General features: G+C 53.0%; 30 protein-coding genes. 29 read left to right on the top strand and 1 reads right to left on the bottom strand.

Annotation, left to right across the window (positions count from 1 at the left end; all coding sequences use genetic code 11):
* Positions 1–106: 106 nt before the first annotated feature.
* The gene (locus MHFGQ_RS08610) at positions 107–553 is read right to left on the bottom strand and encodes a hypothetical protein (RefSeq protein WP_106005532.1); all 447 of its coding nucleotides are present in this window, start codon (positions 551–553) and stop codon (positions 107–109) included.
* A 54-nt stretch (positions 554–607) separates the two neighbouring features.
* Here MHFGQ_RS08610 and MHFGQ_RS08605 point away from each other — a divergent pair, with 54 nt between their 5' ends.
* The 29 genes from MHFGQ_RS08605 (at position 608) to MHFGQ_RS08465 (ending at position 20450) form a co-directional block, all read left to right on the top strand.
* Entirely contained in the window at positions 608–754 is a 147-nt protein-coding gene (locus MHFGQ_RS08605) for a hypothetical protein (protein ID WP_170066280.1), read from the top strand.
* 219 nt (positions 755–973) lie between these two features.
* Positions 974–1333: a hypothetical protein gene (locus tag MHFGQ_RS08600; RefSeq protein WP_106005531.1), complete on the top strand. Its 360-nt coding sequence runs from the start codon at positions 974–976 to the stop codon at positions 1331–1333.
* Positions 1334–2074, top strand: coding sequence for a hypothetical protein (locus tag MHFGQ_RS08595; protein ID WP_106005530.1), 741 nt, complete (start codon positions 1334–1336; stop codon positions 2072–2074).
* Between the two features lie 161 nt (positions 2075–2235).
* Positions 2236–2763 carry a prepilin peptidase gene (locus tag MHFGQ_RS08590; protein WP_106005529.1) on the top strand — a complete coding sequence of 176 codons (528 nt, stop codon included), beginning with the start codon at positions 2236–2238 and terminating at the stop codon, positions 2761–2763.
* Positions 2764–2775: 12 nt separating this feature from the next.
* On the top strand, positions 2776–3456 hold the full coding sequence (gene cpaB, locus MHFGQ_RS08585) for a Flp pilus assembly protein CpaB (protein ID WP_106005528.1): 681 nt from the start codon (positions 2776–2778) through the stop codon (positions 3454–3456).
* 10 nt (positions 3457–3466) lie between these two features.
* Positions 3467–4834 (top strand): CpaF family protein, encoded by a 1368-nt coding sequence (locus MHFGQ_RS08580; RefSeq protein WP_106005527.1) that lies wholly within the window; start codon positions 3467–3469, stop codon positions 4832–4834.
* On the top strand, positions 4834–5781 hold the full coding sequence (locus MHFGQ_RS08575) for a type II secretion system F family protein (RefSeq protein WP_106005526.1): 948 nt from the start codon (positions 4834–4836) through the stop codon (positions 5779–5781). The genes MHFGQ_RS08580 and MHFGQ_RS08575 overlap by 1 nt, the downstream gene beginning before the upstream one ends.
* Entirely contained in the window at positions 5778–6557 is a 780-nt protein-coding gene (locus MHFGQ_RS08570; protein WP_106005525.1) for a hypothetical protein, read from the top strand. Before MHFGQ_RS08575 ends, MHFGQ_RS08570 begins: the two co-directional genes overlap by 4 nt.
* 25 nt (positions 6558–6582) lie before the next feature.
* Positions 6583–6852 carry a hypothetical protein gene (locus MHFGQ_RS08565; protein ID WP_106005524.1) on the top strand — a complete coding sequence of 90 codons (270 nt, stop codon included), beginning with the start codon at positions 6583–6585 and terminating at the stop codon, positions 6850–6852.
* A gap of 64 nt (positions 6853–6916) precedes the next feature.
* Positions 6917–7129, top strand: a complete 213-nt coding sequence (locus MHFGQ_RS08560; RefSeq protein ID WP_106005523.1) for a hypothetical protein — start codon at positions 6917–6919, stop codon at positions 7127–7129.
* The gene (locus MHFGQ_RS08555) at positions 7126–7686 is read left to right on the top strand and encodes a prepilin peptidase (RefSeq protein WP_106005522.1); all 561 of its coding nucleotides are present in this window, start codon (positions 7126–7128) and stop codon (positions 7684–7686) included. Before MHFGQ_RS08560 ends, MHFGQ_RS08555 begins: the two co-directional genes overlap by 4 nt.
* Positions 7687–7872, top strand: a complete 186-nt coding sequence (locus MHFGQ_RS08550) for a type II secretion system protein (RefSeq protein ID WP_170066279.1) — start codon at positions 7687–7689, stop codon at positions 7870–7872.
* A 38-nt stretch (positions 7873–7910) separates the two neighbouring features.
* A complete protein-coding gene (locus MHFGQ_RS08545) occupies positions 7911–8303 on the top strand; it encodes a hypothetical protein (protein WP_170066278.1) in 393 nt (130 codons plus the stop codon).
* 32 nt (positions 8304–8335) lie between these two features.
* Positions 8336–8974 carry a TadE/TadG family type IV pilus assembly protein gene (locus tag MHFGQ_RS08540; protein WP_106005520.1) on the top strand — a complete coding sequence of 213 codons (639 nt, stop codon included), beginning with the start codon at positions 8336–8338 and terminating at the stop codon, positions 8972–8974.
* 29 nt (positions 8975–9003) lie between these two features.
* Positions 9004–9867 carry a hypothetical protein gene (locus MHFGQ_RS08535; protein WP_106005519.1) on the top strand — a complete coding sequence of 288 codons (864 nt, stop codon included), beginning with the start codon at positions 9004–9006 and terminating at the stop codon, positions 9865–9867.
* Positions 9864–11819 carry a hypothetical protein gene (locus MHFGQ_RS08530; RefSeq protein ID WP_146127142.1) on the top strand — a complete coding sequence of 652 codons (1956 nt, stop codon included), beginning with the start codon at positions 9864–9866 and terminating at the stop codon, positions 11817–11819. The genes MHFGQ_RS08535 and MHFGQ_RS08530 overlap by 4 nt, the downstream gene beginning before the upstream one ends.
* Positions 11820–11897: 78 nt before the next feature.
* A complete protein-coding gene (locus MHFGQ_RS08525) occupies positions 11898–12944 on the top strand; it encodes a ParM/StbA family protein (protein ID WP_106005517.1) in 1047 nt (348 codons plus the stop codon).
* Between the two features lie 127 nt (positions 12945–13071).
* Entirely contained in the window at positions 13072–13323 is a 252-nt protein-coding gene (locus MHFGQ_RS08520; RefSeq protein ID WP_106005516.1) for a hypothetical protein, read from the top strand.
* 37 nt (positions 13324–13360) lie between these two features.
* Entirely contained in the window at positions 13361–13654 is a 294-nt protein-coding gene (locus tag MHFGQ_RS08515; protein ID WP_170066277.1) for a hypothetical protein, read from the top strand.
* The gene (locus MHFGQ_RS08510) at positions 13548–14255 is read left to right on the top strand and encodes an EAL domain-containing protein (RefSeq protein ID WP_170066276.1); all 708 of its coding nucleotides are present in this window, start codon (positions 13548–13550) and stop codon (positions 14253–14255) included. Before MHFGQ_RS08515 ends, MHFGQ_RS08510 begins: the two co-directional genes overlap by 107 nt.
* Positions 14256–14627: 372 nt before the next feature.
* The gene (locus MHFGQ_RS08505; RefSeq protein ID WP_343105499.1) at positions 14628–15176 is read left to right on the top strand and encodes a 5' nucleotidase, NT5C type; all 549 of its coding nucleotides are present in this window, start codon (positions 14628–14630) and stop codon (positions 15174–15176) included.
* 108 nt (positions 15177–15284) lie between these two features.
* The gene (locus MHFGQ_RS08500; RefSeq protein ID WP_106005513.1) at positions 15285–15650 is read left to right on the top strand and encodes a nucleotidyltransferase domain-containing protein; all 366 of its coding nucleotides are present in this window, start codon (positions 15285–15287) and stop codon (positions 15648–15650) included.
* Positions 15613–16011, top strand: a complete 399-nt coding sequence (locus MHFGQ_RS08495) for a HEPN domain-containing protein (protein ID WP_106005512.1) — start codon at positions 15613–15615, stop codon at positions 16009–16011. Before MHFGQ_RS08500 ends, MHFGQ_RS08495 begins: the two co-directional genes overlap by 38 nt.
* A gap of 22 nt (positions 16012–16033) precedes the next feature.
* A complete protein-coding gene (locus tag MHFGQ_RS08490) occupies positions 16034–16378 on the top strand; it encodes a nucleotidyltransferase domain-containing protein (RefSeq protein ID WP_211292898.1) in 345 nt (114 codons plus the stop codon).
* Between the two features lie 134 nt (positions 16379–16512).
* Positions 16513–16764 (top strand): type II toxin-antitoxin system MqsA family antitoxin, encoded by a 252-nt coding sequence (locus MHFGQ_RS08485; protein WP_106005511.1) that lies wholly within the window; start codon positions 16513–16515, stop codon positions 16762–16764.
* A 79-nt stretch (positions 16765–16843) separates the two neighbouring features.
* Positions 16844–17767, top strand: a complete 924-nt coding sequence (locus MHFGQ_RS08480; protein WP_170066274.1) for a helix-turn-helix domain-containing protein — start codon at positions 16844–16846, stop codon at positions 17765–17767.
* Between the two features lie 24 nt (positions 17768–17791).
* Entirely contained in the window at positions 17792–18808 is a 1017-nt protein-coding gene (locus MHFGQ_RS08475) for a DNA-methyltransferase (protein WP_106005509.1), read from the top strand.
* A gap of 555 nt (positions 18809–19363) precedes the next feature.
* The gene (locus tag MHFGQ_RS08470; protein ID WP_106005507.1) at positions 19364–20203 is read left to right on the top strand and encodes an ArdC-like ssDNA-binding domain-containing protein; all 840 of its coding nucleotides are present in this window, start codon (positions 19364–19366) and stop codon (positions 20201–20203) included.
* A gap of 85 nt (positions 20204–20288) precedes the next feature.
* Positions 20289–20450: a hypothetical protein gene (locus MHFGQ_RS08465; RefSeq protein WP_170066273.1), complete on the top strand. Its 162-nt coding sequence runs from the start codon at positions 20289–20291 to the stop codon at positions 20448–20450.
* The last annotated feature ends 7 nt before the right edge of the window (positions 20451–20457 follow it).

Below are 20457 nucleotides of genomic sequence, written 5' to 3'. Positions count from 1 at the left end.
AAGCCGATAGATGAAAAATTATGATGCAGGAAAATATGCTGATTTGCCTTGGTGGCGCGTCGGGTTTTTACTTCCAAAAATAGACCTCTGATGGAGGGGATGTTATTCAAAGGTTTCTATATATGACCCATGCTTGATTTGTTGAAACAAGAATCTGGAAAAGTGAAATAGCTACCAGGATTATTGGTAGTTGCGTTTGTTCGTTAATACTAACTAATATAAGGGGAAAAAGGATTAATGGCATTAAAAATACGATATAGTGGGAAATCCTTCTTTTTTTTATTGTAACTAATGCGAGCATAGAGGCCAGATTAAACAATAGGGGTTGAACATATATAAGTAGTTTGGTGGTTTGAGGATTTAAAACTGCTAGCAAGCTGAGTATGGTGGGGGAAAAGAGGTTTGTAAACATAAATGAAAAAGGAGTGCTTGTGTTTTCTTTAATCTTATCCGGATTTTTAAAGTGAAAAGAGAAAGCCACAAAAGCCAGTCCAGTAAGCGTGGCGGATATTTGTGAAATAGCAATTAACAATGTATTTACGATAGTATCCATTATGTGTTACCACCCCTTTTTATAAAAATAACATATTTCGGGAGGGGATAAATAATGTTTTTTAAATCGTTAAAAAGATTTCTGGCTAAAGTTCCCTTATGGAAAGAAGCGGTGAAAGAGGATGATGAATTTATGTTTAGTTTATTCATGTTAGCTGTCGTGATTGGCTTTACCTGGATAATATTTCAAGCGATTAGATAGAAGATTAGAAGGCGCGACGGTGTACCTGGCTTCAGAGCCTCCTAAAGGTGTTAAGGGGGTTCCCGCCCTGGTGTTCCTGGATAACGGCCAGGTAAGCCACGTCGAGGGGGCTAAAGCCATTGAGGAAAAATGATTGGTTAGGGTGACATCCTCCCCACCCCTGAATAGGGGAGGATGTAAGTTGGGGGTACAAAATAGGTTGCCAAGGAGGGGTTTTATTTGATGCCAAAATACGGTTACAAAGAGCATAAAAGCTACCGGGAGTTTGTAAGGGACCAGGGCGTATGGATCCTCTTGTTATGGCTTTTTTTTATGCCTATCTTTTTGCTGGCATTGCCTTGGCCGGAAGCTGCTATCGATTGGCGTTCGTTTCTTTTGCGTATTTTTTTACATATTTTAGGTGTAGCGATATTGGTGGCTTTACTGGCGCTGGCTATTGTGGTGGTCGCCTGTGCTGTAATATGGTTTACTGTAGTAACACATAATATGGCAGGAATTCCCGGAGCCAAAACGAAAATTCATAAATTGACTTTAAGGGAAAGATTGGGAAGGTATATTGATTTTAGGGGGTTTGGTTGATTGATGGAGGGTTTAACGCTGTCGTTAGCTTTATCCTTTCTTTTTGTATTAATTCCGGGATATGCGGGATTGTGGGCGGAGGGCAAATTAGAAGAAGCGCGACAGAGGTTTTATCCAGCGCTATATAAAGGGGTAATAAATTTTGGTTTGGTTACTCTTGTAGTCTTGATATTTTTCCCTGAAAAGTACAGGACCCTTTTAAATATTTTATCGGGAGAATTGGCGGAATTGACTTGGTTACGATTGATAGGGTGGATGGCTGTCTTCTATCTTCCTGCTGTATTTACAGGATTAGCGAACCATTTGGGTTATTTGCGTTTTGTCTTCTCTTTGAAGGCCAGCCGTGCGTGGTGGCGTTTTCTGATGGGCGATGCTGTTATTGAGGTTTCTCCCCGAGAAGACATGTTCTGGGATATGTTTTTGTGTTATCGCGCGATAGGTAAAAGGCCGATAATCAGCGTTACGCTGGATGGAGGCGAGAACGCTTCAGGTTCAATAGACGGAGAAGTGCTGAAAGTAAGCTGCGGGATAAAGCCAGGCATTCTTTTGGCCGACATGGATTTTCCCCAAACCGTGACTTGGGTCTCTTTGCACCATGTCAAAGCAGTAACGTTTAAAAATCCTGGTGTGCCATCTGATTGCGGGTTGATTGACTCTAAGGTGAGAGAATTGCTCAACCTTATGCATCCTGGATATGGAGACGAAGTTGAAGAAAAATACACTAAAGCTCGCGATTTGTGAACTACCCTCTCCCTAACCCCTCCGGGTTAGGGAGAGGATTCGGTATAGCTTCCTGCTTCATCGTAACCCCAACGTAAAAAGATAATATGATTTTCTTCTGCGTATGCTAGAAATTCTCTTCTGTTGATAGGAAGAAAAATCATATTTTGGGGGTGGATCAATTGACCTGGCCGGCATGGCTATTTTTTTTAGCAGTCACGCTAGTCGGCGTAACCGACTTTATTAGCCACTACGTCCCTAACTACATTACCCTGCCCTTACTGGGGGCGGGGTTTCTTTATCATGTATGGGCGGGCAACTGGGTTGCAAGCCTTATTGGCGCATCAGCTTGCTTTCTCCTGGGCCTGGTTATGTTTGCTCTGGGCGGCATGGGAGGGGGTGATGTCAAGCTCATGGCCGCCATTGGGGCCTGGCTTGGATTACACGGCGCCCTGGCCGTTATCTTCATAGCTTCCTGCATCGGGGCGGTCTGGGGATTGGGCAAGCTGGCAAAGCAGGGGGCTCTCAAAGAGCGCCTGCTCTATTTAATTCAGGGAGCCTATCTTACCTTTGTGGGGGGCATAAAAGGAGCCCTGGCGCTAGAAAAAATACCCGAAGATATAAACGCTCCTATACCCGAAGATGCCATTCCTTTTGGGACCTGCCTGGCGGCCGGGTTGTGGGTGTTTATGTTTCTGGCTTCATTTTAGCGTGGGAGGTGGTTGAAAATCTTCGGCAGGAACAAAAATTACGGTTCCGGGCGTTCGATACCTGTCCCGGTTATCCTGGCCATTATTTTCGGCCTGGGGGTGGCCGTAACTTCGGGGTTATATTACCAGCGGTACATCAACACCCACCAGGCGATGACCCAGGTTATAGTTCCGGCCCACAACATCAACGCCTACAGCCTGATCAAAGCCGGCGATCTTACCTGGCGACAGGTACCGGTGGGCGCCGTTGAGCCTGGAACGGCGCGAAAACCGGACGATCTGATCGGCAAGGTGGCTTTGGCGGAGCTGTACCAGGGCGAGCAGGTGCGCCTGGAACGGGTAGGAGAAGCTGCTAATGAAGACAGGCAGGTGATCGCCGTCAATATTGACCTGGCCAGGAGCGGCGGGGGATATTTCTCTCCCGGAGACCTGGTGGACGTGTACTTTGCGGAGACGGAAAATGTGCCCGGGGCCATGCTGGCAAGCAACGCCAGGCTTCTCCAGTTAGTAGACGTCCAGGGTAACCCTATTGTTCCCAACCAGCAGGCGGGGCTGCTGCAGCAGGCGGCGCAGGCGCCGAAGACGCCGGCCGTCGCCGTGCTTGCGGTAAACCCTTCAGACGTTGCCCAGGTAGTCCGGGGGGCGGCCACCGGGTCGAAAGGGATTGTTCTGGTCAAAAAAATGAAACCGTGAGGTGGAAAAGATGCTTGGCATTTTTAGAGGCGAGAGGGTTGAGAAAGCGGAGGAAAAAGAGAAGAGACAGGAGTTCAGGCTGGGCAAACGCACTTTGAAAGAGGCTACGAAATTCGTCCAGGACGTCATTACCAACAGCGAGGTGTGGGGAGAAGAAGCCTTCCGGCATAAAGAAATACTTGAAGACGCCCAGGCAGGGCTACCCGGGGCGATAGAAAAGGCCAGGAAGCTTATACAAGAAATCCTGGAAAAGTACCAGGTGGAAGTAGAGGGGATGACGAGGGAGCAACTGGCCAGGGAAATATTCAGCTATGCCTGGGGGCTGGACGTGCTGGAGCCGGTGTACTACGACCCCGAAGTGGACGAGATCCGGGTCAACGGTCCTTCTGCCGTTTTTATCCAGAAGCGGGGTAAAAACTTAAAGACCGGCATTAAATTTAAAGATACCGAGCACGTCAAAAAGATCATCGCAAGGCTCCTGTTCCACGACCGGGGCGTAGCCCTGACGGCCTCAACGCCCATAGTCGAGTCCATCCGTAAGGACGGCACCAGGCTGACGGCCACCTGCCCGCCCGTAACCCGGGAGTGGACCATGGTCTTAAGGAAGCACGACACCTTCAAAATGACCCCGGAAAACCTCATCAGGGCAGGCACTTTGAACCAGGAACTGCTGGACCTCTTGATCACCCTGGTCAAGGGCCGGGCCAACATCCTTATCTCCGGCGGCGTCGGCAGCGGCAAAACTTCCTTGATGCGCTTTTTGATCAACTATATCCCCGAGGCATTGCGATTAGTAACTCTGGAAACAGACGTGGAACTGCGCCTATGCGAGCACTACTGCGGCCGGGACATAATCGAGCTTGAGGAACACGCCGATTTAAACTGCGATATGAAAAAGCTTTTCCGGACGACCCTGCGTTACTCTCCGGACATCATCATGGTGGGCGAGATCCGGGGTATGGGCGAGGCGGTGGAGGCCATCAAAGCCTGCACCCGGGGCCATCACGGCTCCATGGCGACGATCCATTTCAGTTCGCCATATGAAGCCGTGACTGGCTGCGCCAAGATGATGCTGGAGGAAGGACTGAACCTTCCCCTGGAGATAGCCGAGACCTGGGTGGCCGACGCTTTTGATGTGATTATCCAGATGTTCGCCGACACCACCAAAGGGATGAAAAAGATCGTCCAGGTCACCGAAGTGTGGACGGAGAAGGCAGGCGTCAAGTTTCGCGATCTAGTCGTCTGGCGGCCCGGCAAATATGACTATTTTGACGGCGATTGGGAATTTGTCAACCCTCCCAGCGAGCGCTTGAAGGAGAAGCTGCGCATGTTCGGGGTAAACATTTCCCAGTTTCCTGCCAGGGCGGGGGTGGCCTGATGGATTACATGCGACTTGCCGCGGCGACCGTTTTTGGCGCCGGGCTGGGTTTGAGCGCCGGCGTTTTCAGCTACTATATCCTGCGCCTGGCGAAAATTCCGCACCTGGCCCTGCCGCGGCGGGAAAGGGAGGAAATGCCGCTGGTCCTGCGCCGTTTTTTGAGCAAAGAGAATGAGGAAGACGAACTTCCTCCGTGGCTGAAGCGTTGGTCGGAAAGGACAAGCTTTATGCTCAAGCGCTCGGGAGTACGGATCCCAGTGATGCGCTATCTAGTGGGGCTCCTGGTCGGTGGTGTTGGTGGCTTTGTTGCCGGCGTAATCCTGATGAAAAACCTGCCGGCGGCCGTTATCCTGGCCCTGGTCATCGCCCTGGCCCCGGACGTGGTGCTTATCGGCCGGGTGCAGAACAGGCGCAACAAAATCATCGAGCAGCTGGCAGTGGCTGTGAGAATTTTTGCCGCCGAGTTCGGCGACACCCCCCAGGTGCCCCGGGCTTTAAGCATTACCGCCAGGAAGGTGCCTTCTCCCCTGGGGGATATCTTGCGGCAGGCCGACACGGACCTGGCGGCCGGGAAAAGCATAGACGAAGTTTGTCTTTTCCTTATGAAAGAGCTGGACTTTGAATACGGCAGGATGTTCGTCCAGCTTTTAAGGCTTGCCTGGGACGACGCGGCCGTGCGGCCGCTGTTTACCCGCCTGGCCGGGCGGATCTCTAACCTTCAGGGGTTAATCTACAAAAACGCTTCCGGGATGGCCTACAGCAGGTTTATGGGGATGTTCGTCAATGCCCTGATCCTGCCGGAGTTTTTGCTCATGCGTTCCCTGATCCCCGAAACGGGATATTTCCTGGTCTACAACCCCATAGGCAGGCTCTTGGTGGTGGTCTGCTTCCTGTCCATCCTGGTGGGGATGCTTCTGGACCGGGCGTTAAGCGGGGTGGAAACGTGAGCCTTGTTTTACCCGCCTTTTTCGGCGGCGGCATCGGCCTGGCGGCGGGAGCGCTTTTGCTGCTAATTCTTCGCCTGACCCCTTCAGCCCGGCTTAAAGCCCGGCTGTCTGGTCTGGTAGTGGCCAGGAAGCCGGGAATAACGGCTAAAAAGAAGGAAGAAGGCGGCGGCCGCCGGTTTATCGTCCCCACCCTGGGCGGGGCGGTTTTTTCGGGCTTGATTGCCGGCAGGATGCCCTACATGCTGGCTGCCGTGCCGGTAGGAGCGGCCCTTGGTTTTCTGGCCGGCAAGCTGGCCGTCAAGCTGTACCGGAGCCGCACGCATTTCCAGAGACTGCGGGAAGCCGCGGTGCTTTATGAAAGCATCGACCTCTTCACCCGGGCGGGTTTTACTCCCCGCCAGGCCATGGAGCTCAGTTTGCCGCTGCTTACCCTTTTGAGGCCGGCGGTGGAGAGGTGCATTGCCAGTTGGAGCGGCGGCGCGCTTAGGGCCATTGAGCAGCTGGGCAACGACATTAACCTCAAAGAGGCTGATGTTCTGATTGCAGTTTTAATGCAAATAGTGGAAGGGGGGGTGGCGAAACTCACGGGGGTAATGGAAGAAGAAGCGCTTCGCCTGGACGAACTGCGGCAGAGCCTAGGCGAAATGCGGATCGCGGCCAAGCCTGTTTACTCGACGGTGTACATCTTCCTGCCGGTAGCCGCGCTGGTGGGGATGCTGCTGGGGCCCCTGGCCTTCAGGGCCATCAGCATGATCAACAGTTTGCGTGTTGGTTAAATTTTAAAGAGGAGGTATTTTTAACATGCTTAAAGGCATTGTCGAGTTTTTGAAAGGCGAGAGGGGAGCGGTGACTACCACCGAGCTTATCGGCTACAGCCTGATTATCGCTGGAGGGGTGGCTCTGGTGGGCTTTGGCGCCACGGCCCTCTTCCGGGGCAAGGCCGGGGCTATTTTCAATGCTGTAAAGAACATGAAGGCGATGAGCGGGGCGGTGAGTGACACCTCGACTTACAGCGCCACCCTTACTACCGACAGCGCCACCGGAATTGCCACGGGTGCCACTGGAAACTAAACTTAACTGCGGGCCCCTCCCTGAAAAGGAGGGGCTTTTCTTTTTGATGGGAGGTGTTTTCGAGATGTTCAGGGCTGTTAAGAATTTTTTGCTGGGCGAAAGGGGCGCAATTTTAACAATGGAAAACATCATCTGGGCGCTTGTAATTGCAGGGGCTGCCGCGGGAGTGGGATACGGCGTTTCGGCCGCCCTGCGGGGGCTGGCCGGCAAGAACGTGCTGTTCATCAAATGCTCTGATCCGGCCTATGCCAACGATCCGAGGTGCAGCCAGTTATGATCTGGTGGCCGAACTTCATAATAATAGCTGTTGCGGCGACTGCGCTGTATACGGATTTAAAGACCGGCCTGATCAAAAACTGGCTGACCATTCCCTTCTTCCTTGCCGGGCTGGTGAAAGCTGTCCTTATCGGTCCCGGCGTACTACCGGCCCTGATGGCCGGGCTGGCTGCCATCCCGGCCACCTTTATCTTTCTAAACCCTGGCGAGGGTGACATCAAGCTGGCCGCCGGCATGGGGGTTTGGCTGGGGTCGGAACTGATGCCGGTGTATTTTGTAGGCGCTGGCCTGGCGAGATTGGTTACGGCCCTGGCCGTCAGGCTAAAGATTTATGACTGGAATGTCGCGGCCATGGTGAAAGGCACCTGGATCAGCGAAATCCGTCTGGGGTGTGTGCCAGCCCTGGGATATAAGAACTTCAGGGTGTTTCAACAGGCGGGAGAAATGGCCGGGGCCAATACGGACCTGCCTGTGGTCCCGGGGGCGATATTCGTTTTCGGCGGCGCCCTGGCTGTAACGTTGTTGCATATCTATCTTTACCTAGCAGGGGGAATTTAGATGTGGCGGCGCTTAAAAAGTGTAGTAAAAGACAACCGGGGCTTTACTTTGCTGGAAGCTTTAATCATTGGATTGATAGTAGGCGGAGCGGCACTGGCCATAACCGCGGCGTTGAAGGGCCAGCTGGCGGCGACCCACAACTCGGCCGTCAATACTATTCAAAACTTGACGGGCGGCGGCTTTTAAAGGATGTCCGGGGATCTGTCCTGCTGGAATTTTTGATCGTGTTCCTTGTCCTGGTATTCCTGACCTTCGGCGGGGTGGATTACTGGGTCATCCTGACCAAGCACCAGTACGCAGAACACCTGGTCAATTACTACCTTCAGCGTATGGAGGTTGAGGGTTACCTCTCGATTGCCGACGAAAACGATTTAAAGGCCAGGTTTAACGCCTTTTCCTGCCCGGTGCAGGATATCCAGGGGCCGCGGCAGTCCCAGGGCGCGGCCAGGGTGTTGAGGAATCTGGCCGACCTGGACGCCAGTACCCTCTCCCTTCAGGTCACCTGCAGGCCGGAGCCCCAGCCGCTGCTTATCGGCAGGATTATCGGCGGGATTGTGCCGGGCGGGTTTACGATTAAAGTGGGGGGATCGGCTTTAAGCGAGCGGGTCAGCCCGTAACCACGGACGCGATTGGAAGGGGAGTGGCCGATATGCTGAAGCGGTTGTTAAAAGACAGGTACGGCGCGGCGTTGATATGGTTCTTGATCTTTTTACCCCTACTAATGCTGGCGATGGCCTATTTGACCGACTATATCCAGGCGACGACGGAAAGCGACATCGACGTGCAGCGGGCGCTGGAGATGGCCGTCCGGGCCGCGGCCATGCAGGTGACCCCGGACAGCCAGGCGAATGGGCGACCGCGGATAAACACGGCGGCGGCCCACGCTGTTTTTAGAAGAAAACTTGCCGAAAACCTGGGCCTGGACCCCAATACCCTAACACCTTTAAAAGGTTCGGCTATGAAAACAAGGCCGGACTACGTGCTGGTGGTTTATAACGGCGATGATGCTTATGCCGCCGGCGGGGCGCTGGCGGCCTATAAGTATGTTTTCAGCGGCGGCCTAACGGGCGGCGTGATGGCAGCCGCTGGGTTTCCCTATACTTTCGGGATTACCTCCAGCGATGTTTTGCCTGGAGGCGGAGGCACTTTGCAAACTTCTCTGGATATGCCGGGAGTAGTAGCTGTTATCAATACCTCTGTCACCAAGATTTTAGGCAAAAGTTCAATCACGCCGGTAAGATGGGCGGCGGCGAAAATAGTTTGCCCCAATGGAAGATGCAGGCCGTAAAAATTGTTCACTCAAAGGGGGATGAGGTCGTGCGCTTAAGTATTAGCCAGCTTTTACTGTGTATAAGCGCTATATTGACAATTACTCTTAATACATTTTTTAATGGTTTTCTTCATCTGGTTTCATGGCAGCTGTATGTTAATGTCATAAATTCGATTTTTGCCGGTTTATTGTTGGTAGTTTTGCTGGTATTTGGCAAGAAGAAAAAAGCTGCTGCGGTGTTTGCTGTTGCATGGCTAATATCGTCTTTGCCGTTATTGGCGATGAAAATGTTTCATCCGGTTTTTCCCATTTATAAGTTTTTGCTTAGCATCTGCGTGTGTTTTGGGGGGCTAGCAGGCTGGTTTCTTTGGGTTGAGGATTCGTCCTGCAATAAAAAGTGGCAAGCTCTGCCGGCTGCCGCATTTTTAATTTTGGTGGCTTTTTGTGGAGGTTACATACCTACAACAGATACAGCTACTGGAAATCAATCTGTTGATGTTAAACATGGTATAATCCAGGTTTTGCCTGTAATTACGGCGCAGGGTGACCCATTTTCCCTTGATCTGCGCCAAAAACCGGCAATCCTAATTGCGCCTTGGAGTGATGAAAGCGATAAAATTTTGCAGCGTATTGGCAGTATTGATGCAGATAAAAGACCTTATATCGTAGGAGTATATTTGGATCAGAAAAATCTTCATGCAGATATGCAGAAACTGGAAGAAAAAATCAATGATTTTGCTAAAGGTTCGGAAGTGTACTTTATGCTAGAGCCGCCGCCTTTCAAAGGAACGCCGGCCTTTCTTTACGTCTATAACAATGAGCTTATGGCGGCAAACACTGCTTCGTCAGTCAATGGCATGCTGGAGCTTTGGGATAAAGTGCTTTCGAGCGGCAGCCGAGCAACCAAATGAGCGGAAAGGAGTGGTGCTATGAATTTTTTTACCTAAAATTAAAGAAGCTGGCCCGGACTTTAGTTTCTTTTTTTGTTGCTTTACTTTTGCTTTTACAAATGCCTTCTCTCGCCTGGGCTAGTTGTTATCCACCTTCGGTAATGGCTATTCCTCTTATTTTTGCAGACGTTTCTGGACCATCCCGTGCCCATTTTGGAGACAGAATTTCTATGCGTTATTCCTGGGATGTCGAAATAACTATTTATGTGATGCAGTATTGTGAAAGCTGCACTTATAACCCCTGGCTGGGGTATTGGTGCATGCCTTACTTTAATAACTACAGTTATTCTTCACACGGAAAAGATACTTTTAGATATGACCTGGAAGCCAGATGGTACGATGGCAATATGTTTTATTCTTTTAATATGGAAGATAATGGGACCTGTTATGTACCGCTAACGCCCTATGACGCCAGCGGCTGGTGTGATGTTCAGCTTTTAATTCCAAGTTATATGCCTGAAGGGAATTACAGCATTCTCTTTTATTGGGCTGGAAGTTACGATGTCCCATCAGACTCCTATTTTGGGGGCACAGAAACGGAATATTACGACACTTTAGCGGCGACTAATAAGACCATCACAATTTACAATAACGCTCCGACGCTTTCACTTCAGGCGCCATCTTCAGCTTATTCAGGACAGGTTATAAGAATATGGGCTACCGCAACGGATCCGGACGGTGACCCGATAAATTCCTACAAATGGATTATAGATGGCAAAGACACGTCGAGTACCCAAACGCCTTATATAGATATTTCTTGGGCAACGCCAGGGCAGCACAGCATATCGGCTCAGGCGCAAGATATTTACGGCAAATGGAGCTCGCCAGCTAACGCAACAGTGACCGTCACGGCCAACCGCCCGCCCGTGGCAGTGTTGAAGATAGCAACTCCGGCTATATATGCAGGAGGTACGGTCACGACCGACGGCACAGGATCCTATGACCCTGATCCCGGAGACGCCATCGCCGTCGCCATGTGGTATTATCAGAAGCCTGGCGGTAATTGGGTCGGACCGGTGACGCAGAGCGTCCAGGGGTCTTCCGGCCTCACCTGGACGTTAAATCCAGACGTGAGCGGCCAGTGGAACGTTAAATTGATCGTCAAGGACTCGCACGGTACAGAATCTGCCCCGGCCTACGCCTCGTTCGACGTCCTCGACGTGCCGCCGCCCATAATCGATGGTGGAGGTTCGTGCTACACCACGCCTACGCCCAGAATAAGCTGGACTTTCTCACAGCCGCAGAGTGCCTATCAAGCGGTAATCCGTTCGAGTAGCGGTAACGTTGTTTACGACACCGGCAAAGTCATAAGCAGCCAGAATTCCTTCAACGTGCCACCGGGTGTACTCTGGGCCAGCGGCGACTACCGCTTCACCGTCCAGGTGCGGGCGTGGAACGCCGCCGGCTACGCATCAGGGTGGTCGGCCCCGGCCGGGTTCTGCGTTACGGCTTTCGAGCGGCCGCGGGTAGTCGAGATAGTCAATCCTCCGCCCGGGCAAACGGCGCCGACACTTTCCGGCCCAATCTTGATCGCGCCTGGCACCAGAGCCGCAAATCTGCCGAGGATTCAGGCCGGTAGTAAAGTGGGCGTTGAGGTTGACGGCATAGGGATCGATTCCCTTGTCTCGGCTGTGTTCCCATACCTGAATCGGACAGCCGTCGTAGGCAGCGGGACGCCGCGGGTGACGAGCTGTATTGGGACCAATAAGACCTGGCTGATCGAGTTCTGGACGGACGCCAGCAAGGCCGTTGTACCTGACGGGATAATAGTTAAGATGCAGCTTGACGGTCGCGGCGCGGACGGAGGGGCCGTCAATTTCGGGCTGCCGCCTTACGCGGACGGCGTGGCCGTCATCTCAGACACCGCCTACAGTGATTGGTTTGTGGTGCTACAGGGAAGAAATACGTACTAAAATTTTCAAGCCGGGAGATCGAGTTCCCGGTTTCTTTATTTTAGGAGGCCGTTAGATACTTTAAAGGAGCGTGATTTGATGCTTGCAATTCAAACCGACCCTCAACCGGCGGCCCTGGCCATCGACGTTGGCTTCGGTTATACCAAAGCGGTATCTTCAGCAGGCGGTAAAGTTATTTTCCCTTCAGTTGTCGCCCCGGCAAGTTCTCCCGACGCCTTTGACAGGCTGGATAAAAGCGATACCGGCTACCGGGTAAGGATTAAAAAGGGTATAGACGGTCCTGTAGAGGAATGGCTGGTAGGCGAACTGGCCCTGAAGGAGGGGCGGGAGGTGCAGTATTTCCAGGACTGGGAGAAACACAGCCACCCGGCCCATGACGCCGTATTGCTGGCCGCCGCTGTTTTAACCTGGAACTGGCCCCGGGCCGGTAGCGGCATAATGGGGATCAGCAACCCTGCCCTGGTAGTAGGGCTGCCGGTGGATATCTGGCGCGACGAGCTGCAGCGGGAAGGTTTGAAGAAGCACTTGGCGGGATTGGTAGCCGAGGTGAGCGTCAACAGGAATGACCCGGTACGGGTGACCTTCAGCAGGGTTTATGTCTACCCCCAAGCGGCCGGCGCTTTCCTAACCGTCCCCGATCTTCCCGATAGCGGCATCGTGGCCCTGGTAGACGTGGGGCAGAAAACCACCGACAGCGCGGCGATAGAGATTGCGGGCGGCCGGCAGAGGCTGGTGAAAACCATGTGCTTCAGCATCAATAAAGGCATGGCGGCCCTGGTGGAAGCTGTACGGGAGGAATTCCGGCGGCGGACCGGGGCGCCCCTGCCGCCCCAGCAGGCCTGGGAGACGGTAAAAAGCGGTTCCCTCTGGTACCGAGGCAAGCAGGTTGATATGACCCCGACGATTAACAAGGCCCGGGCGGAGATAGCCCGGGCCATAGCCGACCAGGTGCTGGCCGGGTGGGGCGAGAGGGCCGACTTTGTCAGGAAAGTATACCTGGCCGGCGGCGGAGTATTAGACTTGCCGGATTTAGAAAATATGTTTCCGACGGCTGCGGTGCTGCCCGATCCCCAGTGGGCCAACGCCCTGGGGTTCTTAAAAGTAGCGCGGGGACTGGCAGGATAATAGGCCTGTACGTACAGCACAAGTCCAAGTATCTCAATGTTTTAAGCCTTATTTCATGGCTTAAAAAACGTACAAATAGCGGGGGGCTGGCAGGCCGGGTGACGGTGTACGTACAGGAGGGGCAAAAATGGTCCGTGAAGGCATGAAAAGACTGGACATATGGCTTCCGTACAACCATCCTATATGGGATTACCTGCCGGGCTTGAGAGCAAAAAAGGCCAGGGAATGGCTGGACATTGCCGCAATGCTGGAGACGCGCCTGGCAAGGCTGGAAGAAAAAATCGATGCGGTACTGGAACATGGTGCCGGGAACCCGCCGGTACAACAAGCAGTGGAGAAGGAAACAGCTATTGACCCCGGTTTATTTCTAGACTTGTGAGAGGTGGTGGACGAATGTGGGGGAGAAGAACCCGTTTGTGCCGGTACATGTGCAGGTATCGGGGCTGGTCCTTATACCAGAAAGCGAGATTATGGTAATGAAGCTGCCCGGGCAGCCGCCCGTAACGGTTTACTATATCGGTCCCGCCCAGATTGAAAAGGTGGAAGAATACTTTGCCGGCGAACGGAAACTGTACAGCCCCTGGCGGGAAGGCGGTGATTCCTTTGCTCAAAAAAGGAGACGTCGAAGCGGTAATAAGGCACCCCGAAAGGATACGGGTCTACTACCAGCCGGTGGTGAACCTTACGTCCGGGCGGCTTTGGGGATATGAGGCTTTGGTACGGGGTGAGGGAATTCTTACCAAACCGGGGCGGCTCTTTAAAAGCGTCGCGGCCTGGGGGCTTTTGGGAGAGCTTGATACGGCCTGCTTTAAGGCGGTCCTGGCCGGCGGCTACCCGCCGGAGGGTTACTTAAGTGTTAACGTGACGGCGGCAGGGTTGGTTGATATTGACGCTGGCGACTATGCGAACCCCCGCCTGGTCATCGAGTTAACCGAGTATGGCTGCAGAGATATACAGCAATTGACGGGAACTTTGAGCGCCTGGCGGGGAAAGGGAGCAATGATAGCCATAGACGATGTTGGGCCGGATATAGGCCAGCTTAGGGCGGCGCTGCACCTGCGGCCTGATTTTGTAAAAATAGACCGTTCACTGGTGAGGGGTTGCGACTGCAATGCTTCCAACCGCCTGCTGCTGGCCCAGGTTCTGGAGGTATGCCGTTACCTGGGGGCAGAGGTAATTGCTGAGGGTATCGAAAAGCCGGGCGAGTTAAAAGCATTAAGGGACCTGGGCGTAGAGTACGGACAGGGCTATCTATTGGGTAAACCGCAACCTGGCTGGGGGAAGGTTTGCGTTATGGCCGGCGGGGTTTGACGGTGGAACCATGGGGGCCGCCGCAACGTTTACGCCTTTACGGGCTAGCGTAGCGGCGGTCCCGTAAAAGGCAGCAGAGGTTAGCAGCAGGAACGATAGAGCGTACCTGCTGCTTTGATTTAAAGCCTGGCCTTCCGGCCGGCCCAGGCTTGTACCGCCGCCCCGGCCGGTCCGGCAAGGGTCCGGCCTGCGGCATAAACGGCCTCCGCCCCGCCCTCCGGGCGGGTCCCCTCCATTTATTCCTCGGCCCGGCCCTGCGGGCCGCCCTTGCCTCCCGGCCGGGCGGCAAGCTTGTCTGTTAAGGCCGGAAGGCCAGGGGCCGAAGGCCGGATAAAAAATAGGGAGGCGATTAAAATGTTGGCAAGTAAATGGATGGAAGGACCGGGCAGGATGAGGATAGGGGTTGACATTTGCAATACCATTGCCAATGTCAACGCGGAAATTTTGAGAAGCTATGATGTATCCCTGGAGGTATATCCTTTCCCTGAGCTGCCGGCAGGCTTTTTCTCCACCCCAGAGGGGCTAACGCTGTTGGCCCGGGCGAAACCCCTTGCTGGCGCGGTGGAAGTTCTGAAGAATTACGCACTTCATGGACACGAGATTATATACATTACCAGCAGGCCGGTCATAGCAGCAAATATAACCCGAGAATGGCTTGCGGTCCACGGCTTCCCGCGCGGTTCTATTGTTTTCCTGCCCAGGGGATATAAAAAAGTGTTTGCGACTCATTATGGGATAGGACTGTTCTTTGAAGACGACCCTATAGAGGCGGCGGGACTTCAGGAAGCAGTAGGGCAGGTCTATATGCCGGCCTGGCCCTACAACAGGAATGTTAGGGAACGTTACATACAGAGGTTTACCTCATGGAAGGATATGCAAAACCATAGCGATTGCCATCTGCGGCTCCGTATGGTACTATAACGTATGAGGGTGGAAAAATATGTTATCAGTTCGATATGCATATGAGACATGGAAATAGGCAGAGCCATAGCCGGGGCAGTAACGAAGAGGAAGGAGGGATTTTTCGATATGGATGGAGGGGCTGCTTACAGCCAATATCTCAAAAAAGAACTGGACCGCATAAGCGGGATTATAATTGAAAATTGCCGGCCGGAAAAGATTATTCTTTTCGGTTCCCTGGCACGCGGGAAAGCTAATGAGTACAGCGATCTCGATCTAGTGGTTGTCATGGACACAGATATGAGATTTATGGACAGGTTATTGTTCTTGGCGAAACTTACCAATCCCCGGGTAGGAGTAGATTTCCTGGTATATACACCGGAGGAGTACAGGCGGATGCTGGAGAATGACAACCTGTTCTTGAGGGAAGAGGTAGAAAAAAGGGGAGTTGTGGTATATGACAGGGCGGGAACAAGAATACGAAGCATGGCTTAAGTATGCCGACGACGATCTCAGGGCTGCGGCTGAACTTATCAAGGCGGGGTTATACAATTTGGCTTGCTTTCACGCGCATCAAGCTGCCGAGAAATACTTGAAAGCCTTTCTCGTCAGGCATAAAGTTAACCCTCCCAGGATTCACAAATTGCCCACATTGATAAGCTTGTGCCGGCAAATAGCGGGGGAATTTGAAGGGCTTCAGCAAAATGCCCTGATGCTTGATATGTATTATATTCCTACCAGGTACCCAAATGCTCCGGTTGGTAGTTTACCTGAGGGCTTGCCTAATGAAGCCGACGCCCAAAGAGCTTTTGATATTGCCAAGCAAATCCAAGACTTTATCAAATCAAGAGATTGAATATCGTTTTGGGGGGGCCACAATGACTGGCATGTATGGTAAACCTAGCAAGAAAGCTATAGATATTGTTAAACTATATGCAGAAACTTTGAGAAGGAAGAACCTCCCCGTTAAGTCGGTAATCCTTTTCGGCTCCCAGGCAAGGGGAGACTACGAACCGGACTCTGATATTGATGTTCTTGTGGTTACTGAAAAGCTTGATAAAAAAATCCGTGAAACTATCATAGACGAAGCATTCGAAATTAGCCTTAAAGAAGATATACCGGTAATAGCCCTTGTATATGATCTCCAAGAGTTTCAATCTCCCCTGTTCCGGGCCGGGCCCTTTTATCAAAATATAAGCCGGGAAGGGATTAATATTTTATGACCGATAGCGACCTGAAAAAATTATTTGCCCGGGCTAAAATGGAAAAGGCATGGGAAGCCTGAGATGAAGCGGAATGGGCTTTCAAAGGGCGCAGCAGGTAGTCACAAAGTCGGGCGTAAGGAGCAGCAGCCGAAATGAACGAACTGAACATTTGTCCCATATGTGGTGGAACTTTTGAAGAGAAATCTATCCAGCTTGATTTTCGTTATAAAGGCCGGCTAATCGTGATAGAAGGAGTACCGGCCCAGGTTTGTAAAGACTGCGGCGAACAATTAATTTCCGCCAGGACTTCCAAGGATATAGAGGCTCTATTGGATTCGGATATCAAGCCAATTAAACAAATTAATGTACCGGTATTGCCTTTCCGCCATATTGCCCAAGCTTAAGAAAGTAACCTCCTCCTTGCCGGTGGCCTAAAAGCCGCCGGCTTTTTTTATTGCAGGCAGCGGACAAGGAGGGGGCAATTTGGAAAAGACCTTAATAATCGACAGTCCCGTACTCAAGAAAGGCTTTACTTCGGCGCCTAATGCAGTTTTATACGATTCTTCCCTGTCAATAGGGGCGCGATGGCTTTATATCATTCTTTTGTCTTTCGCCTGGCAAGAAAATGAGTGCTGGCCAGGGCACGAGCGGTTGGCCCAGATTGCCGGCTGCCATAGAAACACAATAGAGAAATACCTGAAAGAACTTAGGACCGCCGGTTTAGTAAGCTGGAAGCGGCGGGGGTTAAACCAGACGAATATATATTACCTGCATGATCCCTCTCAAGCCTTGAAAATAAAGGATGCACACGTAGGTGTGCATCCGGATGCACAAGGACTTGTGCATCAAGATGCACAGCAGCTTGGGCATAAAGAATACTCAGATGAAGAATATGTTGTTGTTGTTAAGGCGGCCTCCGGTCAAAACCCGGCTGGCGAGGGAGGCCAACAAGAAATTGCTAAATGCGTTAGTACGGGAACTGGCGTAGCTGGAGGTTCCGGAACTGGGGGGCCGGAGGTTTTCCCCGTAAATGCCGAAGGAACCGAGAAGAAGCCAGAAATTCCCGTCGGCTGCCAAGCTCGGCCGGAAAGCCCGGTGGTCCTGGAAGCGGATGCCAAAGTCAAAATACAAGATTTATTTATAAAAACCGTAGGGTACCCATTGCCTGAAGCCGTACTTAACGAACTGGTAGGTTACCCGCCGGGATACGTGGAGCAGAAAATCAAGATGCTTGAGAGCGGCAAAGAAAAAGCAAATACGGTGGGCTGGCTGCTGGAGGCCTGCCGGGAGGACTATCGGTATTTGCCGGGGCCGAAACCGGTCAGGAAGGGAAAAGGGAAGTTGCCCAGGCCGCCGGGAACCGGCAAAGAGCATGACAAGTACCGGGAATTATACAGATTAGTCTAATTTATGGCGGGAGGTGTAAGGAGGATGAATACCCATCACAAGTTCTTCCTTGGTGATGCCCTGGAGATCCTTAAAGGGCTGCCGGCAGAAAGCGTCAACTGTTGCGTTACTTCCCCGCCCTACTGGGGACTGCGCGATTATGGGATGGAGGGCCAGGTGGGAGGGGAAGAAACCCCGGAAAAATATATTGCTAGGCTAGTAGGTATTTTTTCCGAGGTCAGGCGGGTGCTCCGGCCAGACGGGACTCTCTGGTTAAACCTGGGCGACTGCTACGCCAGCCCGGGTAAAGAGGGAAAGTGGGATGAAAAGAGGTGCCAGAAGGGGACCGGGCGCCGTCTCTATCATATGCAGGCGAACAGGGGCAGGGTTCCTGGTCTGAAAAACAAAGACCTGGCGGGTATTCCCTGGGCGGTGGCCTTCGCCCTCCGCAATGCCGGCTGGTACCTCCGCAGCGATATTATCTGGTACAAGCCCAACGCCATGCCTGAAAGCGTGGTTGACAGGCCTACCAAGGCTCACGAATACCTCTTCCTCCTGAGCAAATCCGAGAGGTATTACTACGACTACGAGGCTATCCAGGAAGATGCCGTCAGCGGGGATCCCGACAGCCCGCGGGGTTCGGCAGCGGTGATAGGCATTCCCCACAACGGCCGCAGGACACAAGCTGAAACAGGTAACCGTCGTTATACCGGCTTCAATGCCCGGTATCAACCCAGGGAAAAGCGCAATAAACGCTCAGTGTGGATTGTACCGACCAAACCTTTTTCGGAAGCCCACTTTGCTGTTTATCCTCTCGACCTGATCAAACCGTGTATCTTAGCAGGTTGTCCCCCTGGAGGCACGGTCCTGGATCCCTTCGGCGGGTCCGGGACCACATCCCTGGCGGCAAAGCAGTTGGGGAGAAACAGCATTTATATTGACCTGAACCCCGCCTACCTGGAAATGGCGGTCAAGAGGATGCAGTTTGAAGTGCAGGAGTTGTTTGCCACCCACACTTACGAGGTGATATGGGGAAAAAGGCTAGAAACAGTTGCTACTTGATCAAAGCCCATGGAGGTGGCGGGACATGGACACAAAAACTGGACCCGGGGGTACTGCAAAGGCTTTACAAGCACCGGGGGCCAAAGTATGCGCTGCCTGCCGGCATTACTGGGGCAAAAAACGCGGACATTGCGAGATTGCATCCAGAAAAGTTAACCCTTACGGGGCAGCCTGCCGGTTTTTTAAAGAGCAAGGGGATAAGGGAGGATAGGGGGCCGCCGCAACGCCTAAGCCCTTACGGGCTAACGTAGCGGCGGCCTTATCATAAAGACAACAGCGGTAGGCAGCAGGAGCGCTAAAGCGCACCTGCTGCCTTGATTTTAAGCCTCCAGGCCTTCCGGCCAACCTCGAATTATACCGCCGCCCTGGCCGGTCCGGCAAGGGTCCGGCCTGCGGCATAAACGGCCTCCGCCCCGCCCTCCGGTCGGGTCCCCTCCATTTATTCCTCGGCCCGGCCCTGCGGGCCGCCCTTGCCTCCCGGCCGGGCGGCAAGCTTGTCTGTTAAGGCCGGAAGGCCAAGGGCCGAAAGGCCAAAAAGATAAGGAGGCGATACGGATGGCTGTAAAACTGGAGGAAAGCAAGGTCAAGCAGGCAGTGAATAGTTTACTGGCCATGTTTCAGAGTGGGGAACTGCCGGAGAAGGCGGCGCGGACCTTTATCAACGCCCGGGCGGGCTACGGCAAACCGAGCGATAAGTGGAGCCTGGGCAACCGGCTGCTGATGCTCATCGCCGGGACGGAGGACGCCCGGGGCTACCAGCAGTGGCGGGAGGCCGGCAGGCAGGTGAAGAAGGGAGCCAGGGCCTTTTACATTCTGGCGCCGATGACCAGGAAGGTTATCCAGAAAGTGATAGATCCGGAAACCGGGGAAGAAAAACAGGAGGAAAAAATAATCGTAACCGGCTTCCGGGGAGTGCCGGTCTTTAGGTACGAAGATACGGAAGGGGAGCCGTTGCCGCAAGCTGATTATTCCCCGCCGGAACTGCCGCCCCTTTATGAAGTGGCCAGGCGGTTCGGGTTAGAGGTGAAATACCAACCCTTTGCCGGCCAGGCCGTCGGCGCTTTCCGGCCCGGGCAGAAGCAGGTAATCCTTTATTCCCACGACGTAGACGTATTCTTCCACGAACTGGCCCATGCGGTCCATAACACCATCCGGCCGCTAAAAGGAGGCCAGCACCAGGACCAGGAGATAATTGCGGAAACGGTGGCCTGCGTTTTATGCGAGCTATACGGGGCGAAAGGGTACCTCTGGCACGGGTGGGAGTACATCAAGCATTACGCCGGCCGGGACCCAAAGGCGGCCCTGAAGGCGATCATGGCAGTCTTAAGCGAAGTGGAAGAAGTGCTGGAGCGCATATTCAACGCGGCGGGCATGGCGGCGGATAAGGTGGCATAAAAAATAGCAGGCCGGACCAAACCCTTGCCTCCCGGGCAAACAGCCTACCGCCCGGGATACAGGGACTAAAAAGGAGGTAGCAACAATGCCACAGTACGAAGTCAAGGCTCCGAGCGGGAGAAAACTGGTTGTGGAAGCCAAGGATTCCAGCCAAGCGAAACGCCTGGCCTGCAAGAAGTGGGGCATCAAGCCTTCAGATTACTGGTGCGGCGTTACCTCCCTTAAAGCCAGAAAGGTTGACAGATAAAGCCGTA

The sequence above is a fragment of the Moorella humiferrea genome (assembly GCF_039233145.1).
In the GTDB taxonomy this organism is placed as follows: Bacteria; Bacillota; DSM-521; order Neomoorellales; family Neomoorellaceae; genus Neomoorella; species Neomoorella humiferrea.
Note: the sequence above shows the minus strand (reverse complement) of the source record. Positions and strands in the feature narration are given on the sequence as shown.

Coding starts and splice junctions, on each gene's coding strand:
- MHFGQ_RS08505 (WP_343105499.1), top strand. CDS start 14,628: ATGGAAGGACCGGGCAGGATGAGGATAGGGGTTGACATTTGCAATACC.
- MHFGQ_RS08565 (WP_106005524.1), top strand. CDS start 6,583: ATGCTTAAAGGCATTGTCGAGTTTTTGAAAGGCGAGAGGGGAGCGGTG.
- MHFGQ_RS08490 (WP_211292898.1), top strand. CDS start 16,034: ATGACTGGCATGTATGGTAAACCTAGCAAGAAAGCTATAGATATTGTT.
- MHFGQ_RS08550 (WP_170066279.1), top strand. CDS start 7,687: ATGTGGCGGCGCTTAAAAAGTGTAGTAAAAGACAACCGGGGCTTTACT.
- MHFGQ_RS08475 (WP_106005509.1), top strand. CDS start 17,792: ATGAATACCCATCACAAGTTCTTCCTTGGTGATGCCCTGGAGATCCTT.
- MHFGQ_RS08560 (WP_106005523.1), top strand. CDS start 6,917: ATGTTCAGGGCTGTTAAGAATTTTTTGCTGGGCGAAAGGGGCGCAATT.
- MHFGQ_RS08555 (WP_106005522.1), top strand. CDS start 7,126: ATGATCTGGTGGCCGAACTTCATAATAATAGCTGTTGCGGCGACTGCG.
- MHFGQ_RS08530 (WP_146127142.1), top strand. CDS start 9,864: ATGAGCGGAAAGGAGTGGTGCTATGAATTTTTTTACCTAAAATTAAAG.
- MHFGQ_RS08465 (WP_170066273.1), top strand. CDS start 20,289: ATGCCACAGTACGAAGTCAAGGCTCCGAGCGGGAGAAAACTGGTTGTG.
- MHFGQ_RS08605 (WP_170066280.1), top strand. CDS start 608: ATGTTTTTTAAATCGTTAAAAAGATTTCTGGCTAAAGTTCCCTTATGG.
- MHFGQ_RS08580 (WP_106005527.1), top strand. CDS start 3,467: ATGCTTGGCATTTTTAGAGGCGAGAGGGTTGAGAAAGCGGAGGAAAAA.
- MHFGQ_RS08540 (WP_106005520.1), top strand. CDS start 8,336: ATGCTGAAGCGGTTGTTAAAAGACAGGTACGGCGCGGCGTTGATATGG.
- MHFGQ_RS08520 (WP_106005516.1), top strand. CDS start 13,072: ATGGTCCGTGAAGGCATGAAAAGACTGGACATATGGCTTCCGTACAAC.
- MHFGQ_RS08575 (WP_106005526.1), top strand. CDS start 4,834: ATGGATTACATGCGACTTGCCGCGGCGACCGTTTTTGGCGCCGGGCTG.
- MHFGQ_RS08500 (WP_106005513.1), top strand. CDS start 15,285: ATGGATGGAGGGGCTGCTTACAGCCAATATCTCAAAAAAGAACTGGAC.
- MHFGQ_RS08485 (WP_106005511.1), top strand. CDS start 16,513: ATGAACGAACTGAACATTTGTCCCATATGTGGTGGAACTTTTGAAGAG.
- MHFGQ_RS08470 (WP_106005507.1), top strand. CDS start 19,364: ATGGCTGTAAAACTGGAGGAAAGCAAGGTCAAGCAGGCAGTGAATAGT.
- MHFGQ_RS08610 (WP_106005532.1), bottom strand. CDS start 553: ATGGATACTATCGTAAATACATTGTTAATTGCTATTTCACAAATATCC.
- MHFGQ_RS08495 (WP_106005512.1), top strand. CDS start 15,613: ATGACAGGGCGGGAACAAGAATACGAAGCATGGCTTAAGTATGCCGAC.
- MHFGQ_RS08525 (WP_106005517.1), top strand. CDS start 11,898: ATGCTTGCAATTCAAACCGACCCTCAACCGGCGGCCCTGGCCATCGAC.